General features: G+C 71.0%; 24 protein-coding genes. 5 read left to right on the plus strand and 19 right to left on the minus strand.

Going from position 1 to position 24,402, the window contains the following annotated elements; translation table 11 throughout:
• From ACFVT1_RS21585 to ACFVT1_RS21655, 15 genes are all read right to left on the minus strand, one after another.
• Positions 1-245, minus strand: a 245-nt coding sequence (locus ACFVT1_RS21585) for a flavodoxin-dependent (E)-4-hydroxy-3-methylbut-2-enyl-diphosphate synthase (protein ID WP_389797783.1), incomplete at its 3' end; no start/stop codon positions are given.
• Positions 246-249: 4 nt separating this feature from the next.
• The gene (gene hpnH, locus ACFVT1_RS21590; protein WP_362196081.1) at positions 250-1,269 is read right to left on the minus strand and encodes an adenosyl-hopene transferase HpnH; all 1,020 of its coding nucleotides are present in this window, start codon (positions 1,267-1,269) and stop codon (positions 250-252) included.
• A gap of 5 nt (positions 1,270-1,274) precedes the next feature.
• The gene (locus ACFVT1_RS21595) at positions 1,275-1,934 is read right to left on the minus strand and encodes a 1-hydroxy-2-methyl-2-butenyl 4-diphosphate reductase (RefSeq protein WP_389797786.1); all 660 of its coding nucleotides are present in this window, start codon (positions 1,932-1,934) and stop codon (positions 1,275-1,277) included.
• The gene (gene shc, locus ACFVT1_RS21600) at positions 1,934-3,934 is read right to left on the minus strand and encodes a squalene--hopene cyclase (RefSeq protein ID WP_389797789.1); all 2,001 of its coding nucleotides are present in this window, start codon (positions 3,932-3,934) and stop codon (positions 1,934-1,936) included. Before shc ends, ACFVT1_RS21595 begins: the two co-directional genes overlap by 1 nt.
• A gap of 107 nt (positions 3,935-4,041) precedes the next feature.
• Positions 4,042-5,145 (minus strand): polyprenyl synthetase family protein, encoded by a 1,104-nt coding sequence (locus ACFVT1_RS21605; protein ID WP_389797792.1) that lies wholly within the window; start codon positions 5,143-5,145, stop codon positions 4,042-4,044.
• Positions 5,142-6,530 carry a hydroxysqualene dehydroxylase HpnE gene (gene hpnE / locus ACFVT1_RS21610; RefSeq protein WP_389797794.1) on the minus strand — a complete coding sequence of 463 codons (1,389 nt, stop codon included), beginning with the start codon at positions 6,528-6,530 and terminating at the stop codon, positions 5,142-5,144. Before hpnE ends, ACFVT1_RS21605 begins: the two co-directional genes overlap by 4 nt.
• 118 nt (positions 6,531-6,648) lie before the next feature.
• On the minus strand, positions 6,649-7,569 hold the full coding sequence (hpnD, locus tag ACFVT1_RS21615; protein ID WP_389797797.1) for a presqualene diphosphate synthase HpnD: 921 nt from the start codon (positions 7,567-7,569) through the stop codon (positions 6,649-6,651).
• Between the two features lie 29 nt (positions 7,570-7,598).
• Complete coding sequence (gene hpnC / locus ACFVT1_RS21620) at positions 7,599-8,519, minus strand: squalene synthase HpnC (RefSeq protein ID WP_389797799.1); 921 nt, start codon at positions 8,517-8,519, stop codon at positions 7,599-7,601.
• Between the two features lie 446 nt (positions 8,520-8,965).
• Positions 8,966-9,751: an ABC transporter ATP-binding protein gene (locus ACFVT1_RS21625; RefSeq protein WP_389797801.1), complete on the minus strand. Its 786-nt coding sequence runs from the start codon at positions 9,749-9,751 to the stop codon at positions 8,966-8,968.
• On the minus strand, positions 9,744-10,673 hold the full coding sequence (locus ACFVT1_RS21630; protein WP_389797803.1) for an ABC transporter permease: 930 nt from the start codon (positions 10,671-10,673) through the stop codon (positions 9,744-9,746). Before ACFVT1_RS21630 ends, ACFVT1_RS21625 begins: the two co-directional genes overlap by 8 nt.
• 107 nt (positions 10,674-10,780) lie before the next feature.
• A complete protein-coding gene (locus ACFVT1_RS21635; RefSeq protein ID WP_389798448.1) occupies positions 10,781-11,653 on the minus strand; it encodes a glycosyltransferase family 2 protein in 873 nt (290 codons plus the stop codon).
• Positions 11,654-11,661: 8 nt separating this feature from the next.
• A complete protein-coding gene (locus tag ACFVT1_RS21640) occupies positions 11,662-12,441 on the minus strand; it encodes a CDP-alcohol phosphatidyltransferase family protein (protein WP_389797806.1) in 780 nt (259 codons plus the stop codon).
• A complete protein-coding gene (locus ACFVT1_RS21645) occupies positions 12,419-13,480 on the minus strand; it encodes an iron-containing alcohol dehydrogenase family protein (RefSeq protein ID WP_389797808.1) in 1,062 nt (353 codons plus the stop codon). Before ACFVT1_RS21645 ends, ACFVT1_RS21640 begins: the two co-directional genes overlap by 23 nt.
• Positions 13,468-14,205, minus strand: a complete 738-nt coding sequence (locus tag ACFVT1_RS21650; RefSeq protein ID WP_389797810.1) for a sugar phosphate nucleotidyltransferase — start codon at positions 14,203-14,205, stop codon at positions 13,468-13,470. Before ACFVT1_RS21650 ends, ACFVT1_RS21645 begins: the two co-directional genes overlap by 13 nt.
• Positions 14,202-16,031 (minus strand): DUF5941 domain-containing protein, encoded by a 1,830-nt coding sequence (locus ACFVT1_RS21655; RefSeq protein WP_389798450.1) that lies wholly within the window; start codon positions 16,029-16,031, stop codon positions 14,202-14,204. Before ACFVT1_RS21655 ends, ACFVT1_RS21650 begins: the two co-directional genes overlap by 4 nt.
• 260 nt (positions 16,032-16,291) lie before the next feature.
• Here ACFVT1_RS21655 and galE point away from each other — a divergent pair, with 260 nt between their 5' ends.
• The 4 genes from galE to idi all read left to right on the plus strand — a co-directional run bounded on the left by galE (position 16,292) and on the right by idi (position 20,595).
• Positions 16,292-17,272 (plus strand): UDP-glucose 4-epimerase GalE, encoded by a 981-nt coding sequence (gene galE / locus ACFVT1_RS21660; protein WP_389797813.1) that lies wholly within the window; start codon positions 16,292-16,294, stop codon positions 17,270-17,272.
• Between the two features lie 166 nt (positions 17,273-17,438).
• Complete coding sequence (locus ACFVT1_RS21665; RefSeq protein WP_389797815.1) at positions 17,439-18,380, plus strand: cation diffusion facilitator family transporter; 942 nt, start codon at positions 17,439-17,441, stop codon at positions 18,378-18,380.
• A gap of 206 nt (positions 18,381-18,586) precedes the next feature.
• Positions 18,587-19,855, plus strand: coding sequence for a bifunctional class I SAM-dependent methyltransferase/N-acetyltransferase (locus ACFVT1_RS21670; protein WP_389797818.1), 1,269 nt, complete (start codon positions 18,587-18,589; stop codon positions 19,853-19,855).
• A gap of 146 nt (positions 19,856-20,001) precedes the next feature.
• The gene (gene idi / locus ACFVT1_RS21675; protein ID WP_389797819.1) at positions 20,002-20,595 is read left to right on the plus strand and encodes an isopentenyl-diphosphate Delta-isomerase; all 594 of its coding nucleotides are present in this window, start codon (positions 20,002-20,004) and stop codon (positions 20,593-20,595) included.
• A 39-nt stretch (positions 20,596-20,634) separates the two neighbouring features.
• Here idi and ACFVT1_RS21680 read toward each other — a convergent pair whose 3' ends face one another.
• Both ACFVT1_RS21680 and ACFVT1_RS21685 read right to left on the minus strand, forming a co-directional pair.
• Positions 20,635-21,090: an ATP-binding protein gene (locus tag ACFVT1_RS21680; RefSeq protein ID WP_389797821.1), complete on the minus strand. Its 456-nt coding sequence runs from the start codon at positions 21,088-21,090 to the stop codon at positions 20,635-20,637.
• Between the two features lie 134 nt (positions 21,091-21,224).
• Positions 21,225-21,896, minus strand: coding sequence for an HdeD family acid-resistance protein (locus tag ACFVT1_RS21685; RefSeq protein WP_389797823.1), 672 nt, complete (start codon positions 21,894-21,896; stop codon positions 21,225-21,227).
• 31 nt (positions 21,897-21,927) lie between these two features.
• Here ACFVT1_RS21685 and ACFVT1_RS21690 point away from each other — a divergent pair, with 31 nt between their 5' ends.
• Entirely contained in the window at positions 21,928-22,686 is a 759-nt protein-coding gene (locus ACFVT1_RS21690; protein WP_389797826.1) for an enoyl-CoA hydratase/isomerase family protein, read from the plus strand.
• Positions 22,687-22,698: 12 nt separating this feature from the next.
• On the opposite strand, the gene ACFVT1_RS21695 is transcribed toward ACFVT1_RS21690, so the two are convergent.
• The gene (locus ACFVT1_RS21695; protein ID WP_389797829.1) at positions 22,699-23,334 is read right to left on the minus strand and encodes a DJ-1/PfpI family protein; all 636 of its coding nucleotides are present in this window, start codon (positions 23,332-23,334) and stop codon (positions 22,699-22,701) included.
• A 44-nt stretch (positions 23,335-23,378) separates the two neighbouring features.
• The gene (locus ACFVT1_RS21700) at positions 23,379-24,341 is read right to left on the minus strand and encodes a GlxA family transcriptional regulator (RefSeq protein ID WP_389797830.1); all 963 of its coding nucleotides are present in this window, start codon (positions 24,339-24,341) and stop codon (positions 23,379-23,381) included.
• Positions 24,342-24,402: the final 61 nt, after the last annotated feature.

The following is a 24,402-nucleotide window of genomic DNA, read 5'->3' on the forward strand; positions in this document are numbered from 1 at the left end:
GCATCGTCCTGCGTCGGACACGCCACCCGCACGATCTGACAGCCCGACGCCGTCAGCTCCGCGATCTGCTGCAACGTCGCACCGACGTCCGACGTACGCGTCGTCGTCATCGACTGCACCGACACCGGCGCATCCCCGCCCACCGCAACCGACCCGACCTGGATGCGCCGCGAGTGGCGGCGCATCGCGAGCGGCCGGGCCGGCAGCTCGGGGAGACCCAGTGCGACCGGTTCTCCAGCGGTCATGACGTCACCGGTTCCCGGAGACGGTCTCGCGTGCGGCGCGCAGGGATTCCTTCAGCGATCCCATGGTGGCGAGGACGGCGGTGGGCTCGTAGCCGCAGTGCGCCATGCAGTTGGCGCAGCGCGGGTCCTTGCCGCGGCCGTACTTGTCCCAGTCGGTCTCCTCGATGAGTTCGCGGTACGTGGGGACGTACCCGTCGCTCATCAGGTAGCAGGGCCGCTGCCAGCCGAAGAGCGAGTAGTTCGGGATCGCCCACGCGGTGCACGGGAAGTCCGCCTTGCCCTCCAGGAAGTCCAGGAACAGCGGTGAGTGGTTCAGCCGCCAGCGGGCCCGGTTGCCGCCGGCGAACGACTTCTTGAAGAGTTCCCGGGTCTGCTCGACGCCGAGGAAGTGCTCCTGGTCGGGTGCCTTCTCGTACGCGTACGCGGGCGAGATCATCATCTCGTCGACCTTCAGCTCGTCGTTGAGGTAGTTGAGGACCTCGATGACGGTCTGCGGGGTGTCGGTGTTGAAGAAGGTGGAGTTGGTCGTGACCCGGAAGCCGCGCCGCCTGGCCTCCTTGATCGCCGCCACCGCCTCGTCGAACACGCCTTCCTTGGCGACCGACTCGTCGTGTCGTTCCCGCAGCCCGTCGATGTGCACGGCGAAGGCGAAGAACGGCGAGGGCGTGAATTTCTCGATCTTCTTCCGCAGCAGCATCGCGTTGGTGCACAGGAAGACGTATTTCTTCCGCGCCACCAGCTGACGGACGATTTCATCGATCTGCGGATGCATCAGCGGCTCTCCGCCCGCGATGGAGACCATCGGGGCACCCGATTCGAGCACGGCGCCCACGGCCTGGGCGACCGGCATCCGCTGCTTGAGCACTCCCGCCGGATGCTGGATCTTCCCGCATCCCTCGCAGGCGAGATTGCAGGCGAACAGAGGCTCCAATTCCACAATGAGCGGGAATTTGTCCCGCCTGCGGAGCTTCTGTTCGATGAGATACGTCGCAACCTTGATGGACTGACGGAGCGGCATGGCCATCTGGCTCACCTCCTGGGGAGCAGCAAAGATCGGTGCCATTCATAGAAAGCCGGCAGGACGGCACGGAGAACACGGAAAGCCGATATTCCACCGCGTATCGTGCCGATGCGGACGAGCTCATGCTCCGGAGCGTCCACGACCACCCGTACGGCCGCAACCGGGCGGGGCCCGGACCGCAGGGCGGCGCGAAGAGTGGCGGCGGACTCCATGTCCACCGCGACCGCTCCGGTGGCCCGCAGTTCGGCCCGCTCATGTCCGCGTACGACGTGGGCGGAGCCGGTCAGCGGACCGGTGTGGACGGTGCGGCCGGGCAGCGTCCGGGCAAGGGCCTCGGCGAGCAGGGCCGTACCGGTGCAGGCCGTCGAGTCCCCGGCTCCCCGGGTCTCGTCGGCGACCACCAGGTCCCCGGGGTGCATACCGGGTGACAGCCCGGCGCAGAAACCGGAGGCGAGGACCGCCGTCCCGGGTGCCCGGTCCTGACCGAGCACTCGGGACACGGCCGCCTCGGCGGCCTTGGGGCCCATGCCCGTACGCAGTACGGTCACCGGGCCCGGAGCCTCACCGGCCCTGCCTCTGCCGCTGCGCAGGGCGAACTGCTCGATGCCGAGCGCACAGGCGATCAGCAGCGGCGCTGCGGGGCCGGCCGGCCCCGGACCGGCGCCCATCAGGCCCCCTTGCGGGTGACCAGGCGGTCGGCGAAGGGTTCGCCGTGCACGTACCGCCCGAGTGCGGTGAGCGGGAAGACCTGCCGGTAGAGGTGGTAGTTGATGGAGAAGTCCCAGGGAAAGCCGGTGCCGGTGAAGTACGGCTCGTCCCAGGAGCCGTCGGCCTGCTGGGTGTCGGTGAGCCAGGACACTCCCCGCCGCACGGCCCTGCTGTCCCGCCGCCCCGCGGCGAGCAGTGCGAGCAGCGCCCACGCGGTCTGGGAGGCGGTCGACGCCCCGTGCCCGATCCACTTGTCCTCGTGGTACGAGCGCAGATCCTCGCCCCAGCCGCCGTCGTCGTTCTGCACGGACTCGAGCCAGCCGACGGCCCGGCGGATCGCCGGATGGGTGACGGGCAGTCCGGCTGCCACCAGCGCGGGCACCACCGACCCCGTGCCGTATACGTAGTTGACGCCCCAGCGGCCGAACCAGCCGCCGTTCGGGTCCTGTTCGGCGAGCAGCCACTCGATTCCGCGCCGCGTCGCCGGGTGCGCGGAACGCCCCTCGACGGCGAGCATCTCCACCACGTGGCCGGTGACATCGGCGGACGGCGGGTCGATGACCTCGCCGAAGTCGCAGAAGGGCAGCCGGTTGGGGAACCCGCTGGTGTTGTCCGCGTCGAAGGCGCCCCAGGCCCCGTTGCGGGACTGCATACCGAGGTTCCAGCGCACTCCGCGCCTGATGGCGGCCTCGACCCGTGCCGTGTCCGGGTGGCGGACCCGGCGCAGCGCCAGGACCACCTCCGCGGTGTCGTCGATGTCCGGGTAGTTGTCGTTGTGGAACTCGAACGCCCAGCCGCCCGGGTCGAGTCGGGGGCGGCGTACGGACCAGTCGCCGGGCCGGACGATCTCCTCGGCGAGCATCCAGTCCGCGGCCTTCACGAGTGCCGGGTGGTCGGGGCTGACCCCGGCGTCGGCGAGGGCGATGGTGGCGAGGCAGGTGTCCCAGACCGGGGACTGGCAGGCCTCGATCATCCGGGCGCCGTCCTCGCGCCAGACGGCGAACCGGTCGAGCGATTCGAGTCCGGCCCGCATCACCGGGTGGTCCAGGTCGTAGCCGAGCAGGTGCAGGGCGATGACGGAGTACACGGCGGGCGGCTGGATGCCACCCCAGCAGCCGTCGTTCTCCTGGCGTTCGATGATCCAGCGGGCGGCCGCGTTCATCGCGGTCCGGCGCAGCCTGCGCGGTGCGATCCGGTGGTAGAGGTGCAGCGCCTTGTCCAGGCGCTGGAAGACTCCGTCCCAGCTCGCAGCCGGAGCGGCGCGCCGGGGCGGGTTCGGGCGCAGCGGGTCCGTGTGCAGCTCGTCGAGTGCGAAGGGGGCCGGGCGTACCGGCCGCTTCGCCGAGACGATGGTGAGGGGCACGATGGTCTGGCGGGCCCAGCAGCCGAAGTCGTAGATGTTGAGGGGGGCCCATTTGGGGAAGAACATCAGCTCGGGCGGGAGTTCGGGCAGGTCCTCCCACTTCCACCAGCCGAAGAGGGCCAGCCAGATCCGGGTGAAGACGCGGCTCGCCGCGATTCCGCCCTGCTCCCTGATCCATCCCGCGGCCCGGGCCATGTGCGGTTCATCCGGCCGGTCTCCGGCCAGGCGCAGTGCGACGTACGCCTCGATGGTGGTGGAGAGCTCGCCGGCGCCGCCGTGGAAGGTGGTCCAGGTGCCGTCCCCGAGCTGTTCGCCGCGGATGAAGCGGCCGGCCGCGCTGACGACGGCCTGGTCCTGAATACCGAGGAACTGCCGGAGCATCAGGTCTTCGGCGTCCATGGTGACGTTGGTGGCGAGGTCCCCCTTCCACCAGCCCTGCTCGTCCTGCCTGCCGAGGAGATGCTCCACCGAGCGTTCCGCGGCCCGCCGCGCGGCGGCCAGTACGTCGTCCGCGGCGATGGTTGTGTCGGTCGGATTGCTGGCCGAGGCTGCGCGGGGGTTCACAGCCCCGGTGCTTCCGTCGGTCGTCGCTGTCATGGCTTCCCCTTCTTGCAGTTTGGTCCTCTGCTGTGCTGGGGTCTCCGTCGGCCGGTGCCCGGAGGGGCACCGGCCGGCGACTGCGAGTCATATGGAGCAGATGGTGATCATCTCTTTCGTACGACGACGAAGTCGGCGAGCGCTGTGAGCTGGGCCCGCACGGTGTGCGGCATGTCGACGCGGTGCAGTGCCTCGATGGCGACCGCATGCTGTCGACGGGCCTCCTGAGCGGTCCATTCGCGGCCGCCCGCCTCCTCGATGAGCGCCGCTCGAGCGGCGAACTCCTCTTCGGAGAAGCTGTCGAAATCACTGCTCTTGGCGTCGGCGGCGAGGAGTTCACCGAGGCGCTCCGAGGCCGGTCCGCCCGCGGCGAGCGCGGCGACGACCGGCAGGGACTTCTTGCGCTGGCGCAGATCGCTCCAGGTCTGCTTGCCGGTGGACTCGGGGTCGCCCCAGATGCCGAGCAGATCGTCGACGGCCTGGAAGGCGAGGCCGAGGTGGTAGCCGTACGCCTCCAGGGTGTCGGCGGTCCGGTCGTCGGCACCGCCGAGGACCGCGCCGATGGAGCAGGCGCAGGCGAGCAGGGCGCCGGTCTTGTTGCCCTCCATCTCCAGGCACTCCTCGACGGTGACCCGCTCGCGGTGCTCGTAGGAGATGTCCTGGGCCTGCCCGTCGATGAGCTTGCGGGTGGCGACGGTCAGTCGGCGCGCCGCGCGGCCCGCCTCGACCGTGCCGAGCTCCAGCAGGATCTCGTTGGCGAGCGCGAAGAGCGCGTCGCCGACGAGGATCGCCTGGGCGGGGCCATGCACCTTCCAGACGGTGTCGCGGTGGCGGCGCTGTTCGTCGCCGTCCATCAGGTCGTCGTGCAGCAACGAGAAGTTGTGCACGAGCTCGACGGCCACGGCGCCGGGGACGCCCGCCTCGGCGGCGGCGCCGGCCGCCTCCGCGGACAGCAGGGCGAGCGCCGGGCGGACGGCCTTGCCGCCGTCGCCGTCGGAGGGCTGTCCCTGGGCGTCGATCCAGCCGAAGTGGTAGGCGGCGACGGTGTCCATGGGCGGTGCGAGCCGGTCAACGGCAGCCCGGAGCACCGGCGCGGAAAGGGCCCGTCCGCGCTCCAGAAGCGCGGTGACGTCCGTGGTGTCGGCCACGGTGTCGAAAGCCGGATTCGCCGGGGTCACTGACTCTCCTCTTGTTCCGGTGGTACTGCTCATGCCGCCTCCTGCAGCGGATGTTCATGGGAGCGGCCGAGCGCCCGGAGCGCGGCGTCCGCCGCGCTGAACCCGCTGCGGACGGCACCCTCCATCGTCGCGGGCCAGCCGGTGGCCGTCCAAGCCCCGGCCAGGCTGAGGCCAGGGGCCCGGGTGCGGGCTCCGGGCCGCAGTCGCCCGACGCCGGGGGCGGGGGCGAAGGTCGCCGCACGCTCCCGGGTGACGAAGAAGTCTCTGATCCCGGCCCCGCGGGCGGCCGGAAGGAGCCGCTCCAGCTCGGGCAGGTAGCGCTTGCGCAGCTCGGCGACGGGGAGGTCGATCTCCTCGTCCGCGGCGGACTGGGACACGGCGAGGTACTGCCCGGGGCCGGTGAGGCCCGAGGAGTGCGTGCGGTCGAAGACCCACTGGACCGGGGAGCCGAGCGCGGCGAAGAAGGGGCGGCGCAGCACCTTGCGGTCGTAGACGACGTGCACGTTGAGGATCGGCGAGGTGCCGATGTCGAGCAGCCGCTCCGGCGCGTCGAGCGCGCCCGCGGGCAGCAGGTCGTGGGTCTCGCGCTGCGGGACGGCCAGGACGACGGCGTCCGCCTCGATCCGTTCGCCGCCGGTGTCGACGATCCAGCGGCCGTCCTCCGCACGGGTGACGGAGGACGCCTTGGTGCGCAGCTCCGTGCGTACCCCGGCGGTGTCGAGTGCCTTGCGGGCCAGCGTGTCGTGGACGTCGCCGAGCGGCACGCTCGCCCAGCCGATGTCGGCGGCGCCGGGCTCGGAGAGGAGTCCGGTCTTGAAGACCTTCGCGGCGAGGGCCAGCGAGGAGTTCGGCGCGGTGGCGTTGAGCGTGGCGACGCCGACCAGGTCCCAGAGGGCCTCGATGGTGCGCGGCGACTGGCCGTGCCGGGCGAGCCAGCTGCCGAAGTCGACGGCGTCGAGTGCGGGGTCGTCCGGGTCCAGGCGGCCCAGCGCCAGTGCGGCACGTCCGACGCTCGCCCGCTCGGTGAGCGAGAGATGCGGATAGCCGGCGAGTCCGGCGGCGAGATGGAAGGGCACCGGCAGTGCGTTGCGGCGCAACCGTCCCAACCGGGGGCCCGAGAGGCGCCCGACGTCGAGAACGGGCACGTCCAAACGGTTTTGCAGGGGCGCCAGGCGCGTCCCGTCCACACGGTCGAGGAACCAGCGGTAGGCGGTGCAGCAACGCAGGTAGACATGCTGTCCGTTGTCGACCGTCAGTGCGCCGCGCCGGAACGAGAAGGCGAGTCCGCCGAGCCTGGGGCGCCCTTCGAGCAGGGTCACGTCAAGCCCGGCATCGGCGAGTCGCAGAGCCGCCGTGGTTCCGGCGAGGCCGCCGCCGATCACGACCGCACGGGAGGTACCCAGGGCGTCGTGTGTCATGCGTCCTCCTTTCGCCGGGCCACTTCAGTCAGGGACGCGTCAGTACACCAGAGGGTTGACCTCCGGTGGAAACGTGTTTCCGTGCAGCACATGGTGCGCGAGATGCCCGTGCGGCGCATCAGACACGCCCCCTGGCCGTCCGCCGTGAGATATATCGCGCGTCGAGGCCCGAGAGTCCGCGCACCGCGACATACGCCTTCTCGTGTCCCGGCAGCGACACCCGGCCGCGCAGCACCGCCTCGGGGTCGCGCTCGATCCGGTCGAGCAGCCGGCGGTAGATGCCTGCCATGGCCGCGACACACGCGCCGCTGCGCCGGTCCAGCATGGGCAGCAGCCGGTATCCCTCGGCGAACAGGGTGCGGGCGCGCCGGACCTCGAAGTGGACCAGGCCCGCGAAATCGGCGCCGGGCGGCGGCGTGGCCCGGTGGAAGCCGGCCGAGCAGCCGAACTTGGCGAGGTCGTCGGCGGGCAGATAGGTGCGCCCGTTGCCGGCGTCCTCGCGGACGTCGCGCAGGATGTTCGTCAGCTGGAGCGCGAGGCCGAGCGTGTCGGCGTACTCCGCGGCCCGGTCGGCGCCCGGAGCGCCCGGCTCCGTGCCGAAGACGCCCAGGCTGAGGCGGCCGATGGCGCCCGCGACACAGCGGCAGTACGCCTTGAGGTCGTCCCAGGTCTCGTACGTCGCACCGCGCACGTCCATCAACACGCCGTCGATGAGTTCGTCGAGCCCGCCGAGCGGGAGCGGGAATCTGCGTGCGGCGTCGGCGAGTGCGACGGCCACCGGGTCGGTGTCGTCCTCGTCGATCGCGCCGTCGCGGATCCGGTCCAGCAGTGTGCGGGTGCTCTCCAGCCGGATCCGTTTGGTCTCCGGTGCCAGCTCGCCGTCACCGATGTCGTCGACACGACGGGAGAAGGCGTACAGCGCCGACATGGCCTGTCGCTTCTCGGCCGGCAGCAGCCTGATGCCGTACGCGAAGTTACGCGCCTGCTGTCCGGTGACCGCCTCGCAGTAACTGTATGCGGCCTGTACCGGTGCCGACATGTACGTCGTCTGTCCCTCCACGGTCCGGATCACCCCTCTCTACGCGCTCTTCGCAAGACAACTCCCACCTCGCGCAGCAGGCTGGGCTTGGTGGGCTTGGGCGGGCCGGGCAGTACGTCGAACCCGGCGGCCGCGATCGCGGTGAGGGCGGCGCGCCCCCCTCCCACGAATCCGGCGAGAAGCAGCTTGAGCCTGCCGTGGACGCTACCCACCAAGGGGGTGCCTTCATTCAGCAGTTCCCGAGCGCGCTCCGCTTCGTACGCAACCAGCGAACGCACCGATGCGCCCCCCGAGGGGGCGGCCAGGTCGGTTTCGCGGACGTGGAACCGGGCCATGTCGTCCGCGGGCAGGTAGATCCGGTCGCGGCCCAGGTCCTCGGTGACGTCCTGGAGGTGCTCGACGATCTGCAGGGCCGTACAGACGGCGTCGGAGCGGCGGATCCGTTCGGGGCTGGCGGTCCCGGTGATCTGCAGGACCAGCCGGCCCACGGGATTGGCGGAGAGCTCGCAGTAGGCGGCGAGTTCCTCGTACGTCCCGTAGCGGCGGACCTTCTGGTCCTGCCGATTCGCCTCGACGAGGCCGAGGAAGGGCTCGGGGGTGAGCGCGCAGCGCCGCACGGTGGGGCGCAGCGCGCGCAGCAGGGGGTGGTGCGGGCCCTCGCCCGCGCTGTCGAAGACCCGGTGCAGATCGGCCTCGAAGGCATCGAGCATGGCGAGCCGGTCGTCGCTCTGCCCGGGTTCGAGGCCGAGGTGCCGGGCGTCCGCGCCGCCGGGGGCGAGATCGCCGTCGCCGATGTCGTCGACGAGGCGGGCGTAGCCGTAGACGGCCATCAGGTCGTCGCGCCAGGCGCGCGGCAGGAAGAAGGGAGCCACCGGGAAATTCTCGTCAGCGGCCTTGTCGAGGGTGCTGGGCACGGCGGCATCTGGGTGCGCCTGCCGGGTGGGCGTCACCACCGACCGCCCGGCGCTGGGACGGCGTGAGCACCTCGGAGCTGGAGATCTTCCGTCATAGCCGTCACATCTCCCGTTCTACACTGCTGACCCAAAACATCCCATTCCGGACACGCCGCCCGCTCTGTCGAGTGCGGAGCACCCCTCCGGGCCGTGTGGCCAGGCGGTATCGCCCCACTTGCAACGAATCAGCACCGGTACAGCTTACGTTGTACAACGCTCATCGATACGCCGGGGTGTCACGCGCAGCGGAACAACGCGTCCTGCCCCGCCAACCTTCCCCGTGCGCAAGGAAATTGACGTCATCCGACGGGAGGAGATCTTGTCCGGGGCGTACCGCCGGGCGTGCAGACCGCCGCTCGGGGTCCGTGATCCGGACACCGAGGCGGCCTCCGCCGGAGTGTTCCGGCGGAGGCCGCCTCGGTGCCACGGGACCGGAATACCTGCTACTTGCCGGTCTCGCGCTCGTACGCCTTGAGCACCTCGTCCGTCGGACCGTCCATCAGCAGCTCACCCTTTTCCAGCCAGAGCACCCGGTCGCAGGTGTCCCTGATGGACTTGTTGCTGTGGCTGACCAGGAAGACGGTGCCCGCCTCCTTGCGGAGTTCCCTGATGCGCTTCTCGGAGCGGATCTGGAACTTGCGGTCGCCGGTGGCCAGCGCCTCGTCGATCATGAGGACGTCGTGGTTCTTCGCGGCGGCGATGGAGAAGCGCAGCCGCGCGGCCATGCCGGAGGAGTACGTCCGCATCGGCAGGGTGATGAAGTCGCCCTTCTCGTTGATGCCGGAGAAGTCCACGATCCCCTGGTAGCGCTCGCGGATCTCCTCGCGCGACATGCCCATCGCGAGGCCGCCGAGCACGACGTTGCGCTCGCCGGTCAGATCGCTCATCAGCGCCGCGTTCACCCCGAGCAGCGACGGCTGGCCGTCCGTGTACACCTTGCCGTGCTCGGTCGGCAGCAGACCGGCGATGGCCCGCAGCAGGGTCGACTTGCCGGAGCCGTTGGTCCCGATGAGACCGATCGCCTCGCCGCGGTAGGCGGTGAAGGAGACACCGCGGACGGCGTGCACCTTCCGCACTCCGCTCGACTCGCCCTTGCCGCGGCGCAGTATCCGGCTCAGCGCCGCGGTGGCGCTGCCCCTGCCGCCCCCGCCGCCATTGACCCGGTACACGATGTGCACGTCGTCGGCGATGACGGTGGGGACGCGCCCCGAAGTGTTGTCGTCAGCCACGGCCGTACCGTTCCTCTGCCTTCCAGAAGTACACGAAGCCCACCACGCCCATGAGGACCGCCCAGGCGAACGCCACGACCCAGACGTGGGCCGGAAGGTTCTCCGAGCCGTAGCCGTCGATCAGGGCGAAGCGGATCAGGTCCATGTAGACGGCCGCCGGGTTGTACTGCAGCACATCGGCGATCCAGCCCGGCTTGTCCTTGAGCATCACCGGAATGGAGAACATGACGCCCGACGCGTACATCCAGGTCCGCATCACGAACGGCATCAGCTGGGCGAGGTCCGGGGTCTTGCTGCCGAGCCGGGCCATGATCAGCGCCAGACCGGTGTTGAAGAAGAACTGCATGGCCAGCGCGGGAACGATCAGCAGCCAGGAGAGCCCCGGGTAGCTGCCGAAGGCGATGGCCACGACCGCGAGCACGATCATGGAGTACAGCAGCTGCTGGAGCTGTTGCAGCGAGAACGAGACGGGCAGCGAGGCGCGCGGGAAGTGCAGCGCCCGGACCAGCCCCAGGTTCCCGGAGATGGCCCGTACGCCCGCCATCACCGAGCTCTGGGTGAAGGTGAAGACGAAGACACCGGTCACCAGGAACGGGATGAAGACCTCCAGGGTCATTCCCCTCCGGGTCCCCAGGATCAGTCCGAAGATCAGGTAGTAGACCAGAGCGTTGAGCAGCGGAGTGGCCACCTGCCACAGCTGGCCGAGCTTCGCCTGGCTGTACTGGGCGGTCAGCTTCGCCCTGGAGAACGCCAGGATGAAGTGGCGGCGGCCCCAGAGCTGCCGGATGTACTCGAAGAGCCCTGGCCGGGCGCCGCTCACCGTCAGGCCGTACTTGGCGGCCGTCTCGGCCGCGCTCAGGCCGTCGTCGGCGGATGGTGGGGTGCTCAGTGCGACCGCACCATCATGGGTTGTGTCACTCACCAGATGAAACTCTCGTATTCAAGATGCGCAGCCAGTCGCGGGCGCGGCTCGGAGCGGACAGGTCCCGTGAAGAAGAAGTACGTCCCATGCTCTCAGAGGAGAGCCTCTCAGATCACGGGAGGTCGGCCCAGTCTGGTCAGCCGCCAGACCGTGCGCCACTTCATCGGACGGCGGGTGCCGCAGGGCGTGGACCAGCCTTCCCGGAAGCCGCCGAACCATGCCTTCAGGGCCGGGCCGGAAGGCTTGCGCAGCAGGGTCAGCAGCAGCCACACGCCGAGGTAGACGGGGACCAGCGGCGCGGGCAGATTGCGCCGGGCCAGCCAGACCCGGTTGCGGGCCACCATGCGGTGGTACACCGCGTGCCGGGACGGGGCGGTGGTCGGGTGGTTGAGGACCATGTCCGCGCGGTAGTCGATCATCCACCCGGCGTCCAGTGCCCGCCAGGCGAGGTCGGTCTCCTCGTGCGCGTAGAAGAACTGGCCCGGCAGCGGACCGACGTCGGCGATGACCTTGGTGCGTACGGCGTTGGCGCCGCCGAGGAAGGTCGTCACCCGCGAGGAGCGCATCGGGTCGGAGGCCCGCAGCCGCGGCACGTGGCGGCGCTGGGTGGCGCCCGTGTCGGGGTCGGCGATGCGGAAGCTGATGATGCCCAGCCCGGGGTCGGCCTCGAACGCCTGGCGGCAGAGCTCGGCGGTGTCGGTGAGCGGCAGCAGTCCGTCGTCGTCGAGGAAGAGCAGGGCGTCCACATCGGCGCCGGACGGACCGAAGGCCTCGATCCCGACGTTGCGGCCGCCGGGGATGCCCAGGTTCTCGGGCAGCTCGACGGTGCGTACGCCGGCCGGGACGTCCGGTACGGGGGCGCCGTTGCCGACGACCACCACCTCGATCCGGTCGCCGTCCTGGTCGGCGACCGAGTCGAGGAGGGCGCGCAGCTCCTCGGGGCGGTTCCCCATCGTGATGACGACCGCGCCGAGCTTCATGGGTGTGCTCACTTCAGCCTGCTCGACGCCAGGATCGACACGAGGTGCAGGAGGGTCTGGACGATGGCGATGCCGGCCAGGACCGCGACCATGAGACGGCTGAAGAACAGATCGTCCCTGACCGCGTCGAGGACCGCGGCCGCCAGCACGACCAGCGACGCCTCGACACCGAGGATCAGCCGGTGGAAGTTGAGCGCGGCGGCGGCCCGGCGCGCGAGCGCCATGCCGGACGAGCGCGGCTCGGAGGCGGCCTCCTTGACCGGGGGCAGCCCGCCCTGGTGGCGGGCGACGCCGACAAGGTCGGTCTCGGCCTTGATCAGAATGGCGCCGAGGGCCGCGAGCGTGCCCAGGAAGGCCCAGAGCCAGTCGATCCGTCCGGAGCCCCACAGATCGGCGGCGCGCAGGCCGAAGCCGACCAGCACGGCCGCGTCGCAGAGATACGCGCCGACCCGGTCCAGGTAGACCCCGCCCAGCGAGAACTGCTTCTTCCAGCGGGCGACCTCGCCGTCCACGCAGTCGAGCAGGAGGTAGAGCTGGACCATGAGAACCCCGAGCAGCGCTCCGGGAATGCCCGGGACGAGCAGGGCCGGCGCGGAGAGCACGCCCGCGACGGTCATCACATAGGTCAGCTGGTTCGGCGTGACCCTGGTGTTCACCAGGTGCCGGTCGATGCGGAGCGAGAGCTCGCGCATGTAGAGCCGACCCGCCCAGTGCTCACCACTGCGCCGGTCCTTCACACCCGGAGGGTGCACGACCGGACGGAGTTCAGCTATGGATGGCTTTTGCATAGTCGGCGTACGCGTCCCTGATCTGGTCGGTGGACAGGTTGAGGTGTTCCAGGATCGTGAAGCGTCCCGGACGGGTCTGCGGGGCGTAGTCGACGGCCTGGACGAACTCGTCGGCGGTGAAGCCGATCTCTTCGGGCAGGACGGGCAGACCGTGGCGGCGCAGAGTGACCGCCATGAGCAGCGACTCCTCGCGCGCACCGCGCAGATGCATGGCGAAGCAGGCGCCGAGGCCGACCTGCTCGCCGTGGCTCGCGGCACGCTTGGGGTACAGCAGGTCGAAGGCGTGGTTGATCTCGTGGCAGGCGCCGGAGGCCGGCCGGGAGTCCCCGGCGACCGACATGGAGATGCCGGTCAGCACGAGGCCCTCGGCCAGCACCTTGAGGAAGGCGTCGTCGCCGATCCCGCCGGGGTGGCGCAGCACGGCCTCGCCTGCCTGCCGCGCCATGGCCGCGGCGAGTCCGTCGATCTCCTCGCCCCGCACCTCGTGCGCGAGTTCCCAGTCGGCCACGCAGGAGATGTTGGAGACCGCGTCGCCGATGCCGGAGCGCACGAAGCGGGCCGGCGCCTCGCGGACGATGTCGAGGTCGATGACGACGGCGATCGGGGTGGGCACCCCGTAGGAGCCCCGGCCGTTGTCGTTGTCCAGTGTCGCGACGGGCGAGCAGAGACCGTCGTGCGCAAGGTTCGTCGCCACCGCGACCATGGGCAGGCCGACGCGGGCCGCGGCGTACTTCGCCACGTCGACGATCTTGCCGCCGCCGAGGCCGACCACGGCGTCGTACCGGTTGCCCTTGATGTCGTCGGCCAGCTTGACGGCCGAGTCGAGGGTGCCGTCGGTGACCGGGTACCAGTGGGCGCCGGGCAGCGCGGGGGCCAGCCGCTCGCGCAGGGCGCGCCCCGAACCTTCGCTGATCGCGACGGCGAGCTTGCCGGAGGCGGAGATCCGCTGGTCGGCGAGGAGGCCGGCCAGATCGTCCAGGGCACCGCGGCTGATGTCGACGACGACCGGGGACGGAATGAGCCGGGTCAGTACTGGCACGCGATCTCACGGCCCTTCGCGAGGTCGTCGTGGTTGTCGATCTCGACCCACGTCACTTCGCCGATGGGGGCCACGTCGACGGTGAAGCCCCGGTTCACGAGCTCCTGGTAGCCGTCCTCGTAGTAGAGGTCGGGGTCGCGCTCGAAGGTCGTCCTCAGCGCGTCGGCGAGCTCCGCGGCGGCCTCCGGCTCGATGAGGGTGACGCCGATGTACTCACCGGTCGCGGTGGCCGGGTCCATCAGCTTGGTGATGCGCCGCACGCCCTTGTCGCCCTCGGTGACGACCTTCATCTCCTCGTCGGCGAGCTGCTTCACCGTGTCGAGGGCGAGGATGATCTTCCGGCCGTTGCCGCGGGCGGCGAGGAGCGTCTTCTCGACGGAGACCGGGTGGACGGTGTCGCCGTTGGCCAGGATGACGCCGCGCGTCAGGACGTCACGGGCGCACCACAGGGAGTAGGCGTTGTTCCACTCCTCGGCCTTGTCGTTGTCGATCAGGGTGAGGGTGACGCCGTACTTCGCCTCCAGCTCGGCCTTGCGGTCGTACACGGCTTCCTTCCGGTAGCCGACGACGACGGCGACCTCGGTGAGGCCGATCTCCGCGAAGTTGGCCAGCGTGAGGTCCAGAACCGTCTTCTCGCCGTCGACAGGCACGAGGGCCTTCGGGAGGGTGTCGGTGTAGGGGCGCAGACGCCGTCCGGCACCGGCTGCCAGTACGAGGCCGATCATGCGGGTTCTCCTTCGTCGTGAACGGCGGGTGCTCCGGAGGACACCCAGAAGCGGATGGACTCCACGAGCACCACCAGGGCCACGGCCACCGCTAGAGCGGTGAGTGCCACGGTGAACGCCGGATGCTGAGTGAGTACGGCGGCGAGTACGGCCACCACCAGGGTGCGGCCCTCGTGCCCGCCGATCGCGCGTACCAGCCACTGGGGCGGCGCGCCGGTGCCGCCGCGGATGCGGTACACGGTGTCGTAGTGATGGTAGGCGACGGCCGAGACCAGCCCGAAGGCTGCGGGAAGGGCACCCTGGACATCGCTGCGGGCGGCGAGAACGAGGATGGTGCAGTACTCCGCCGCCCTGAATATCGGGGGTACGAGCCAGTCCAGCGCGCCCTTGAGGGGGCGGGCCACGGCTGTGCCCGAGCAGATCGCGTAGAAGACCGCGGCGAAGATCATCTGCTTGCTGCCGAACGGCTGCTGGAGAGCGGCGGCGATCAGCGCCCCCGCACCGACGAAGGCGATCACCGGGGCGCTCCAGGCACCCGGGATCCGGGGGCCGCGTGCCGCCACGATCTGGGCGACGAAACCGGAGTCGGCCAGGTCGGCGAGCGCCCGGGCGGCGCGGTCGGTGCGCTCCGCCTTCCGGGTCAGCGAGCGCAGCAGGCGCCCCGCGGTGGTGTAGCAGGCGGCGAAGGCGCAGCCGATGAGCAGCGCGTAGAAGACGATCCGGGGCGTGGTCACCGCGGTCAGTACCGCGATCATCGCCCAGCGCTCGCCGATCGGCAGCACTATCATCCGGCGCAGCCAGACCGTCCAGCCGACGCTGTCGAGCCGGTCGGAGAGGGCCGCCGTGGGGCTCGAATTGGCCACCGCGTCGTGGTTCGCCTCGTTGAACGAGAAGTCGATGACATGGCGGCAGGCCTGGAGCACCATCGCCCCGAGGGCCAGTGCCCACACGTCGTCGCCACCGCGGGCGGCGCCGAGTGCGAGGCCCGCGTAGTACGCGTACTCCTTGGCCCGGTCGAAGGTGGCGTCCAGCCAGGCGCCCATCGTCGAGTACTGCAGCGAGTAACGGGCGAGCTGTCCGTCGGTGCAGTCCAGGACGAAGGAGAAGAGCAGCAGCAGCCCGGCGGCGATGTAGCCGCCGCGGGTGCCGGTCGCCGCGCTGCCCGCCGCGATCAGCGCGGTGAGCAGGGATGCGGTGGTGACCTGGTTCGGGGTGAGGCCGCGGCGGGCGCACCAGCGCGCGAGGTAGCGGGAGTACGGGCTGATGAAGAACGTGGTGAAGAAGCCGTCGTGGGCCTTCACGGCGCTGCGCAGCCGTACCGCCTCGTCGTCGACCTCGGCGAGGGCGCCCTCCGCTGCCGCGCGCGAGGAGTCGTCGACCGGTACGGCGGCGACCAGCGAGCCGAGCTCGGGGTGCTGGACCGGGGTGCCTTCGGCGTCCATGGCGACGGCGAGGCGGCCCGGCACGGTGCGGTCGGCGACCGTCGCCGTGGCACCCGGGCCGGTGGGTACGCCCGCGCCGACCGCCGCGGCGGCGGTGGCCATGGCGCGGACGAGCGCGGGGCGCGCCTCGGGCTGCGCGGTGAGCGCGCCGGGCACGGCGGCGGCGGGGAAGCGCGGGTCGGTCAGTCCGAGCCGGAGGGCATGGACATGGCCGACGAAACGGGGGTCGACCAGTGCGACGCGGCGGTCGGCGGGGACGGCCGAGAGCAGCCGTGCGGCCTCGGTCACATCGGCGGCGACCTGTACGTCGAAGCCGAGCGACCGCAGATCGTCCGCGAGCGACGATCCGGGTACCGGTGCACCGGTGAGGATGGCGGTCGACAGACGAACTCACTCCTTGGTACAGGTGGGGTCGGCGCGGCAGTGCGGCCCGGGAGCGGGCCGGCGACACGTCGGCAGAGGCTATCGGATGAACGGAAGCGGGAGTTCACTGCCCGTTTGTGCTCCGTTCGGGGCGGACCGGCATGATGCGACGCGGTCCGCGATCATCATCGTCGATCCCCGCCTCACCTGACAAAACGCGATGGCCTGCACCCGAGGACTGGCCCGTAACCCCTGGTGGAACAGCCCTTAGGCTGATCCGCATGACATGGCTGATCACAGGCGGAGCGGGATATATCGGTGCACACGTGGTGCGGTCCATGGTGGATGCCGGGGAGCGGGTGGTCGTCCTCGACGACCTTTCGACCGGCGTCGTCGAGCGGCTTCCGGCGGGCGTACCGCTGATCCGGGGCCCGGTGGCCGACCGCGCGCTGCTCGACCGGGCACTGGCCGAGCACGCCGTGACCGGTGTGGTGCATCTCGCAGGGAGGAAGCAGGTCGGCGAGTCCGTCGAGAAGCCGCTGCTGTACTACCGGGAGAACGTGGCCGGGCTGACCGTCCTCCTGGAGGCCGTGGTCGCCGCGGGGGTGCAGCGCTTCCTGTTCTCGTCCTCGGCGGCGGTGTACGGCGTACCGGATGTGGAGCTGATCACCGAGGACACTCCCTGTGCTCCGATCAATCCGTACGGTGAGACGAAACTCGCCGGGGAGTGGCTGGTCCGGGCGACGGGGCGGGCGCATTCCCTGTCCACGGCCTGCCTGCGCTACTTCAACGTGGCCGGAGCGGCCGCACCGGAGCTGTCCGACACCGGTGTCTTCAATGTGATCCCGATGTTCTTCGACCGGCTCACCCACGGCGGGGCCCCCCAGATCTTCGGCGCCGACTACCCCACGCCCGACGGCACCTGCATCCGCGACTACGTCCACGTCGCCGACCTCGCCGACGCGCATCTCGCCGTCGCCCGGCGGCTGGCCGGGCAGGGCACCGGCGACCTCACGTTGAACATCGGCCGCGGCGAGGGCGTCTCGGTGCGCGAGCTCGCCGATCTGGTGGCCGAGGTCAGCGGCCGGCCCGAGAAGCCGGAGGTCCACGCACGCCGCCCCGGCGACGCGGCGAAGGCTGTCGCGTCCGCCGTCCGGGTGTCCGGGGAACTGGGCTGGACGGCCCGGCGCGGGGTGCGCGAGATAGTCGAGTCGGCCTGGGAGGGCTGGTGCCTGCACCACCCCGAGGCGCGCGGCGACTGAGCCGTCGGCAATCGCTCCACAGCCCTGACCTGCGACCATTTCCGCAGGTCAGGGCATATGACAACGGTGTTCAGTACCGTGTTGCCCGATACCCCCCACCCGTAGTTGACTGGCAGTGCTCGGGCCGACCGCGTCCGAGTCCGCGAGACGACCGGGAGGCGTCCCCATGGGGGCAGGGCACGACCACGGGCACACACACGGCGGGCCGCCGCCCACCGGCACGGCAGCCGCCGCGTACAAGGGACGGCTACGGATCGCGCTGTGCATCACGCTCACCGTGACGGTCATGGAGATCGTCGGCGGACTGCTCTCCGGCTCCCTCGCCCTCATCGCCGACGCGGCCCACATGGCGACCGACGCCCTGGGCCTGGGCATGGCGCTGCTGGCGATCCACTTCGCCAACCGGCCGGCCGGGCTCAACCGCACCTTCGGCTTCGCCCGCGCCGAGATCCTCGCCGCCCTGGCCAACTGCCTGCTGCTGCTCGGCGTGGGCGGCTATCTGCTCTTCGAGGCGATCCAGCGCTTCATCACTCCGGCCGAGACGAGGGGCGGGCTGACGATCGCCTTCGCCCTGGTCGGCCTGGTCGCCAACATGGTCTCCCTGTCGCTGCTGCTCCGCGGGCAGAAGGACAGCCTCAATGTGCGCGGCGCCTATCTGGAGGTGCTCGCGGACACGCTCGGTTCCTTCGCCGTGCTGATCTCGGCGGGGATCATCCTGGCCACCGGGTGGCAGGTCGCCGACCCGATCGCCTCGCTGGTGATCGGCCTGATGATCGTTCCCCGCACGGTGAAGCTGCTCCGGGAGACGCTCAATGTGCTGCTGGAGGCGGCGCCCAAGGGGGTCGACATGGGTGAGGTGCGGGCCCACATCACCGCCCTGCCCGGGGTGCTGGACGTCCATGACCTGCACGCCTGGACGATCACGTCGGGGATGCCGGTGCTCTCCGCCCACGTGGTGGTGCGCCAGGACGTACTGGACTCGATCGGTCACGAGAAGCTGCTCCACGAACTGCAGGGCTGCCTGGGCGTCCACTTCGATGTGGAGCACTGCACCTTCCAGTTGGAGCCGAGCGGCCACGCCGAGCACGAGGCCAGACTCTGCCACTGAACTGCCGTTCAGCAGCCGTGTAGGGTGTCCGGCGAGGCGTGGAAGCCTCCCCGTGTCGAGAGAGGAGCTGAGGTTGATGGCCGTCGCGACGGCGCCCGCCCGGCGCAGCATCCGGTCCGTCCTCATCTCCCGGGCCCTCGGCTAGCACCCCGGCTCATACCGGGTCGACATGGTGGCCGGAGCCCTCGTACACAAGGGTTTTCCCGTTGACCGACAACGATCACGCCGTCCGTTCCGAGGCGTTCTTCTCCCTGCACCACCGGCTGCCCCGGCAGAGTCCCGGCTCCGATGCCACCACCCGGCAGCTGCTGGGGCTCGCCGGCCCGCTGCCGCGCCGTCCTCGTGTCCTGGATCTGGGCTGCGGGCCCGGCCGCGCCGCGCTGCTGCTCGCCGCCGAGGCCGGCGCCGAGGTGACCGCCGTCGATCTCCACGAGCCGTTCCTCGGCGAACTGCGCGAGGCGGCCGCCGCTCGTGGACTCGGCGACCGCGTCCGTACGGTCCGGGCCGACATGGCCGAGCTCTCCGGTGCCGACTTCCCGGACGGGTCGTTCGACCTCGTCTGGGCCGAGGGTTCCGCGTACATCATCGGTTTCGACACGGCCCTGCGTGACTGGAAGCGGCTGCTCGCCCCGGGCGGCTCCCTCGTCGTCAGCGAGTGCGTCTGGACGACGGACGCGCCGACGGCCGAGGCCCGCGCCTTCTGGGAGCGGGAGGCTTCGCTGCGCCCCGTGGCGGCGAACACGGCGGCGGCCGTGGCGGCCGGATACCACGTCCTCGGGGTGCGGGTGCAGCCCGACAGCGACTGGGACGAGTACTACGGCCCGCTCGCCGAACGCGTGGCGGCCGCCGACGCGACGGCTCCCGGCATGGCGTGGGCGCTCGCGGCGACCCGCGAGGAGCTGGCCGTGCGGCGCGCGCACGGTGCGGAGTACGGCTACGCCGGCTACGTGCTGCGTCCCGCGGACCCCCGCTGGACCACCCGGCCGGAGACCGCGGCGGACGGGGCGGCCGTGCACGCGGTCAACACCGCCGCGTTCCCGACACCGGACGAAGCCGCTCTCGTCGACGCACTGCGGACCGATCCGGCGGCCTGGCTGCCCGGCCTCGGTCAGGTCGCGCTGGACGGCCCGGACGGCGACGTCGCGGCGTACGCGCTGCTGACCCGGTGCCGGGTCGGGAACGCACCGGCACTCGCGCTGGCCCCGGTGGCGACGGCCCCGGAGCATCAGGGGCAGGGTGCCGGACAGGCCGTGGTACGGGCCGTGCTCGACGCGGCCCGGCTGCGGGGCGAGTCACTCGTCCTGGTGCTCGGCCATCCCGGGTACTACGCGAGGTTCGGCTTCGTGCCGGCGTCCCGCCACGGCATCCGGCCGGGCTTCGACGTCCCGGACGAAGCGATGATGGCCCTGGTGCTCGACGACTCCGTGCCGGTCCCGCACGGGACGATCCGGTACCCGGCGGCCTTCGGCGTCTGACGTGCCGTCCGGCCCCGCCGCGCCCCGGGGCGCGGCGGGGCCGGACATGCAGGACCCGAAGTGCGGACAAGCGGCTTTTGTACGGCAGACTTGAGCGGACTCGACGGGACCGGCGCACGGGGCCGGGACCATAGCGAAGGATGGGTATGCCGACCACACCAGCCACCGCGGCGAACAGCTCGTCGAACGGCACAGCAGAAGCGATCATGCTCGAACTGGTCGACGAGAACGGCACCACCATCGGTACGGCGGAGAAGCTCGCCGCCCATCAGCCGCCCGGTCAACTGCACCGGGCCTTCTCGGTGTTCCTCTTCGACGAGCAGGGCAGGCTGCTGCTGCAGCGCCGCGCGCTCGGCAAGTACCACTCCCCCGGCGTCTGGTCGAACACCTGCTGCGGCCACCCCTATCCGGGCGAGGCCCCCTTCGCCGCCGCCGCCCGTCGTACGTACGAGGAGCTGGGCGTCTCGCCCTCGCTGCTGGCCGAGGCGGGCACGGTCCGCTACAACCACCCCGACCCGGCCTCCGGCCTGGTGGAGCAGGAGTTCAACCATCTCTTCGTGGGAATGGCACAGGACCGGCTGCACCCGGATCCGGAGGAGGTCGGCGGGACCGCGTTCGTGACGGCCGAGGAGCTGGCCGAGCGGCATGCGCAGGCGCCGTTCTCCGCCTGGTTCATGACGGTGCTGGATGCCGCACGGCCGGCGATCAGGGAACTGACCGGACCGTCGGCGGGCTGGTAGCGGGCCGACGGCACCGGGAAGCCGCGACGGACGGGGCGGTCAGGGCCGCGGGGTCAGCGGCAGCACCGCCCAGATGATCTTCCCGCCCCCCGCGGTGTGCTCCACGTCGCAGGTCCCGCCCGCTTCCCGGGCGATCTCCCGGACCAGCAGCAGGCCGCGGCCGCCGGTCTGCGCGTAATCCGTCTCCAGGGCCGTCGGCCGGTAGGGATGGTTGTCCTCGACGGACACCCTGACCCATTCCGCGCCGACGGCCACCTCGACGGCGAGCTCCGGCGAGAGCAGGGCTGCGTGCTTCACCGCATTGGTGACCAGCTCGGAGACGATGAGCAGCAGTCCCTCGGCGACATCCTCGTCCAGCGGCACTCCCTGGCGGCGCAGCAGGTCGCGTACGGCGTGCCTGGCCTGCGGTACGGAGACGTCCACGGCCGGGGCGGTGAACCGCCAGACTCCCTCGTACGACACGGGCCGGGCGGGGACACTCCCGCGGCTCTCCATGGTCCGGTACCCGCTCTCGACTCGGTGGTTACTGCACGTCGAGTACAGAGTGCGGTGCGTAGTCGGCCCGGATCGTGCTGCTGCCAAAAAGTCGACTTCTATCGACGGGATTTGACCGGACGCGCACAAATGCATCAGCTCTTGGAGCGTTTCTGATGCTCTCCGGTGGGTGCGCCCGGCAGCTCTCCGCCCGCCCGCTGATCCGAGACCATGGAGACCACACGGCGGCCGCCGACCCCGATCGCAATCAGGCCGAGCCCGTCGAAGAGCAGCGCCAGCGAGAAGAACAGGCCGAGTACGTAGAGGCTGCTGTGCGGCCAGTCGAAGAGCACCAGCAGCCCCAGGAGCAGGCCGAAGGCTCCTTGCAGGAGCGTCCAGCCGAACTGCGGGCCACGCACCACGGCGCTGCCGACCAGCCGGAACAGCCCACCGGTCAGGAAGAGCAGGGCGGCGAACATGGTCAGCGCCTCGGCCGTGCCGTGCGGATGGTGGATGACGACGACTCCGGCGGCGATGTTCAGCGCGGCGACCACGACGCCCAGCCAGAAGAAGTTGGTGCCGCGGGACTCGACGGCGTGGAGCAGCCCGACGATGCCGCCGATCAGCAGCAGCCAGCCGAACAGGATCATCGAGGTGAGCGTCGCGACGCCGGTGTAGACGAGGCCGACCAGACCGGCCACGACGAGAAGGGTGCCGAGCAGCGCCAGCCAGCCAAATCTGCGGCTCAGCTTCTTGCCCTCGACTGCGGGATCGGCCACGGGAAGCTCCTCGGGTGCGTGCCGGTTCGGCGACCCCTTCTTGATCATAGGTTCGAACCGTCCGGATAGCATCCGGCGCATGGACCGTACGGAACCCCGGCTGGAGCACACCGTCGCGGACGGTGTCGCGACGGTCGTGATCAGCAATCCCGCCAAGCGCAATGCGATGACGGCCGCGATGTGGGGCGCGCTGCCCGGCCTGCTGGAGCGGCTGGCCGCCGACCCCTCGGTCCGGGTGCTGGTGCTGACGGGCGCCGGGAACACGTTCTGCGCCGGTGCGGACATCTCCTCGCTCCGGGACCCGGCGGGCGATCCGCAGGCACTCGCCGTGGCCGCCGAGGAGGCCCTCGCAGCGTTCCCCCGGCCCACGCTCGCGGCGATCCGCGGCCACTGTGTGGGCGGCGGCAGCCAGCTCGCGGCCGCCTGCGATCTGCGGTTCGCCGAGGAGGGGGCGTCGTTCGGTGTCACACCGGCCAAGCTCGGGATCGTGTACGCCGCGTCGTCGACCCGGCGGCTGGTGGCACTGACCGGCCCGGCGACGGCGAAGCATCTGCTGTTCTCCGGCGAGCTGATCGGCACCGCGCGGGCCCTGCGGACCGGTCTGGTGGACGAGGTGCTGCCGGCCGGTGAGCTGGACAAGCGGGTCGAGGCGTACGTCCGCACGCTGGCGGCGCGCTCCCGGCTGACGCAGGCGGCCGCGAAGGAGTTCGCCGACGGGCGGGAGGACCGGGACGCGTACTGGGCGGAGCAGGCACGTCGCAGCGGCGACACCGGGGAGGGTGTCGCCGCCTTTCTGGAGCGGCGCGCGCCGCGCTTCACCTGGCCGGCAGGGCTGTGACACCCCCTGCGGCTACTGGAGGATGAAGCGGCTCTTGGCGCGGAACTCCTCGACCAGTGCCGCCGGGGCCTTGGCCGGTGAGCCCGCGTCGTAGGGCGGCTGCGGGTCGTACTCGGACAGCAGCTGTACGGACATGGCGTGCTCGTCGCCCGCGATCCGGCCGAGCAGGGTGAGCCCCATGTCGATGCCGGAGGAGACGCCCGCCGCCGTGACGTACTTGCCGTCGACGACGACGCGTTCGCCGGTCGGCTCGGCGCCGAAGTCCTTCAGGGCGTCCAGCGCGAGCCAGTGCGAGGTGGCGCGGCGGTCCGTCAGCAGCCCGGCCGCGGCCAGCAGCAAAGACCCGGTGCAGACGGAGGTGGTCCAGGTGCTGGTGGCGTCGACGGAGCGGAGCCAGCCGAGCAGTGCCTCGTTCTCCATCTGGTCGGTCTGGCCGGGGCCGCCGGGGACGACCACCACGTCGGGCGCCGGCACGTCGGCGAAGGTCCTGTCGGCGACCAGCGCGAGGCTGCCGTTGTCGTTGCGCACGGGTCCGGTCCGTTCGGCGACGAACACGGTCTCCGCGCCGGGGGTGCGGGAGAGCATCTCGTAGGGGCCCACGGCGTCGAGTGAGGTGAAGCGGTCGAAGAGCACGATGGCGATCTGCATGGCGTTGCCTTCCGGTCGGTCGTGGTGGGTGGCGGGCCGGCCGGTCATGGGGCGGCCGGCCGGCCGTGGAAGCGTCGGCGGTATTCGGCGGGTGCCGTGCCGAGGGCCTTGACGAACGCGCGGCGCATGGCCTCCGGAGTGCCGTAGCCGCAGGCGCGCGAGATGCCGGAGATGCCGTCGGTGGTGTCCTCCAGCAGCCGGCGGGCGTGTTCGAGGCGTACGCGGTCGACGTAGCGGCCCGGCGTGAGGCCCGTCTCGGCCTGGAAAGCGCGGGCGAAATGACGGGGCGAGAGCCGCGCGCGGGCGGCGAGCGCCTCGACGGTGAGATCGTCGCCGGGGTGCTCGGTGATCCAGTGCTGGACCGCGCGCAGAGGTTCGCGCCGGGCGGTCTGCGCGGTGAGCTGGGCGCTGAACTGGGCCTGGTTCCCGGGCCTGCGCAGAAAGACCACGAGGTGGCGGGCGATCGTCAGCGCGATGTCCCGGCCGTGGTCCTCCTCGACGAGGGCGAGGGCGAGGTCGATACCGGCGGTGACCCCGGCGGAGGTGGCCAGTCTGCCGTCGCGTACGAAGATCGGGTCGGGGTCGACCTCGACGGCCGGGTAGGTGCGGGCGAGGTGGTCGCAGACCGTCCAGTGCGTGGTCACCCGGTGCCCGTCCAGCAGCCCGGCCGCGGCGAGCAGCAGCGCCCCCGTGCAGACGGAGACGAGCCGCTCGGCGTGCGGGGCGTGCGCGGCCAGCCAGTCGATGAGTGCCGGGTCGGGGGCACGGGTGCCCTGTCCGCCCGGGACGAGGAGGGTGTGCGGCGGCGCGGCGTCGGCGAGGCTGCCGTCCGGAACGAGCGTCAGGCCGCTGCTCGTACGGACCTGGGCGCCGTGCAGGGAGGCGGTGTGCAGGTCGTAGCCGGCCCCGGCGAGGTAGGAGGCCCCGGCGAAGACCTCCACCGGACCGCTCACATCGAGGCTCTGCACGCCGTCGTAGAGGACGACGAGTACGGATCGCTGCGTCATGACTGCCATTCTGGACAATCGGTCACATGGCTGCAATGACAGAAACCCCACCTTTCCTGCC

It is taken from the genome of Streptomyces sp. NPDC057963 (assembly GCF_042887155.1).
Lineage (GTDB): Bacteria > Actinomycetota > Actinomycetes > Streptomycetales > Streptomycetaceae > Streptomyces.

Coding starts and splice junctions, on each gene's coding strand:
- hpnE (WP_389797794.1), bottom strand. CDS start 6,530: ATGACACACGACGCCCTGGGTACCTCCCGTGCGGTCGTGATCGGCGGC.
- ACFVT1_RS21595 (WP_389797786.1), bottom strand. CDS start 1,934: ATGGGCGCCGGTCCGGGGCCGGCCGGCCCCGCAGCGCCGCTGCTGATC.
- ACFVT1_RS21695 (WP_389797829.1), bottom strand. CDS start 23,334: ATGCAGATCGCCATCGTGCTCTTCGACCGCTTCACCTCACTCGACGCC.
- ACFVT1_RS21605 (WP_389797792.1), bottom strand. CDS start 5,145: ATGAGCAGTACCACCGGAACAAGAGGAGAGTCAGTGACCCCGGCGAAT.
- ACFVT1_RS21680 (WP_389797821.1), bottom strand. CDS start 21,090: ATGGAGAGCCGCGGGAGTGTCCCCGCCCGGCCCGTGTCGTACGAGGGA.
- hpnH (WP_362196081.1), bottom strand. CDS start 1,269: ATGGCCATGCCGCTCCGTCAGTCCATCAAGGTTGCGACGTATCTCATC.
- ACFVT1_RS21640 (WP_389797806.1), bottom strand. CDS start 12,441: ATGCAAAAGCCATCCATAGCTGAACTCCGTCCGGTCGTGCACCCTCCG.
- ACFVT1_RS21700 (WP_389797830.1), bottom strand. CDS start 24,341: ATGACGCAGCGATCCGTACTCGTCGTCCTCTACGACGGCGTGCAGAGC.
- shc (WP_389797789.1), bottom strand. CDS start 3,934: ATGACAGCGACGACCGACGGAAGCACCGGGGCTGTGAACCCCCGCGCA.
- ACFVT1_RS21665 (WP_389797815.1), top strand. CDS start 17,439: ATGGGGGCAGGGCACGACCACGGGCACACACACGGCGGGCCGCCGCCC.
- hpnD (WP_389797797.1), bottom strand. CDS start 7,569: ATGTCGGCACCGGTACAGGCCGCATACAGTTACTGCGAGGCGGTCACC.
- galE (WP_389797813.1), top strand. CDS start 16,292: ATGACATGGCTGATCACAGGCGGAGCGGGATATATCGGTGCACACGTG.
- ACFVT1_RS21690 (WP_389797826.1), top strand. CDS start 21,928: ATGGACCGTACGGAACCCCGGCTGGAGCACACCGTCGCGGACGGTGTC.
- ACFVT1_RS21635 (WP_389798448.1), bottom strand. CDS start 11,653: ATGAAGCTCGGCGCGGTCGTCATCACGATGGGGAACCGCCCCGAGGAG.
- ACFVT1_RS21650 (WP_389797810.1), bottom strand. CDS start 14,205: ATGATCGGCCTCGTACTGGCAGCCGGTGCCGGACGGCGTCTGCGCCCC.
- ACFVT1_RS21685 (WP_389797823.1), bottom strand. CDS start 21,896: ATGATCAAGAAGGGGTCGCCGAACCGGCACGCACCCGAGGAGCTTCCC.
- idi (WP_389797819.1), top strand. CDS start 20,002: ATGCCGACCACACCAGCCACCGCGGCGAACAGCTCGTCGAACGGCACA.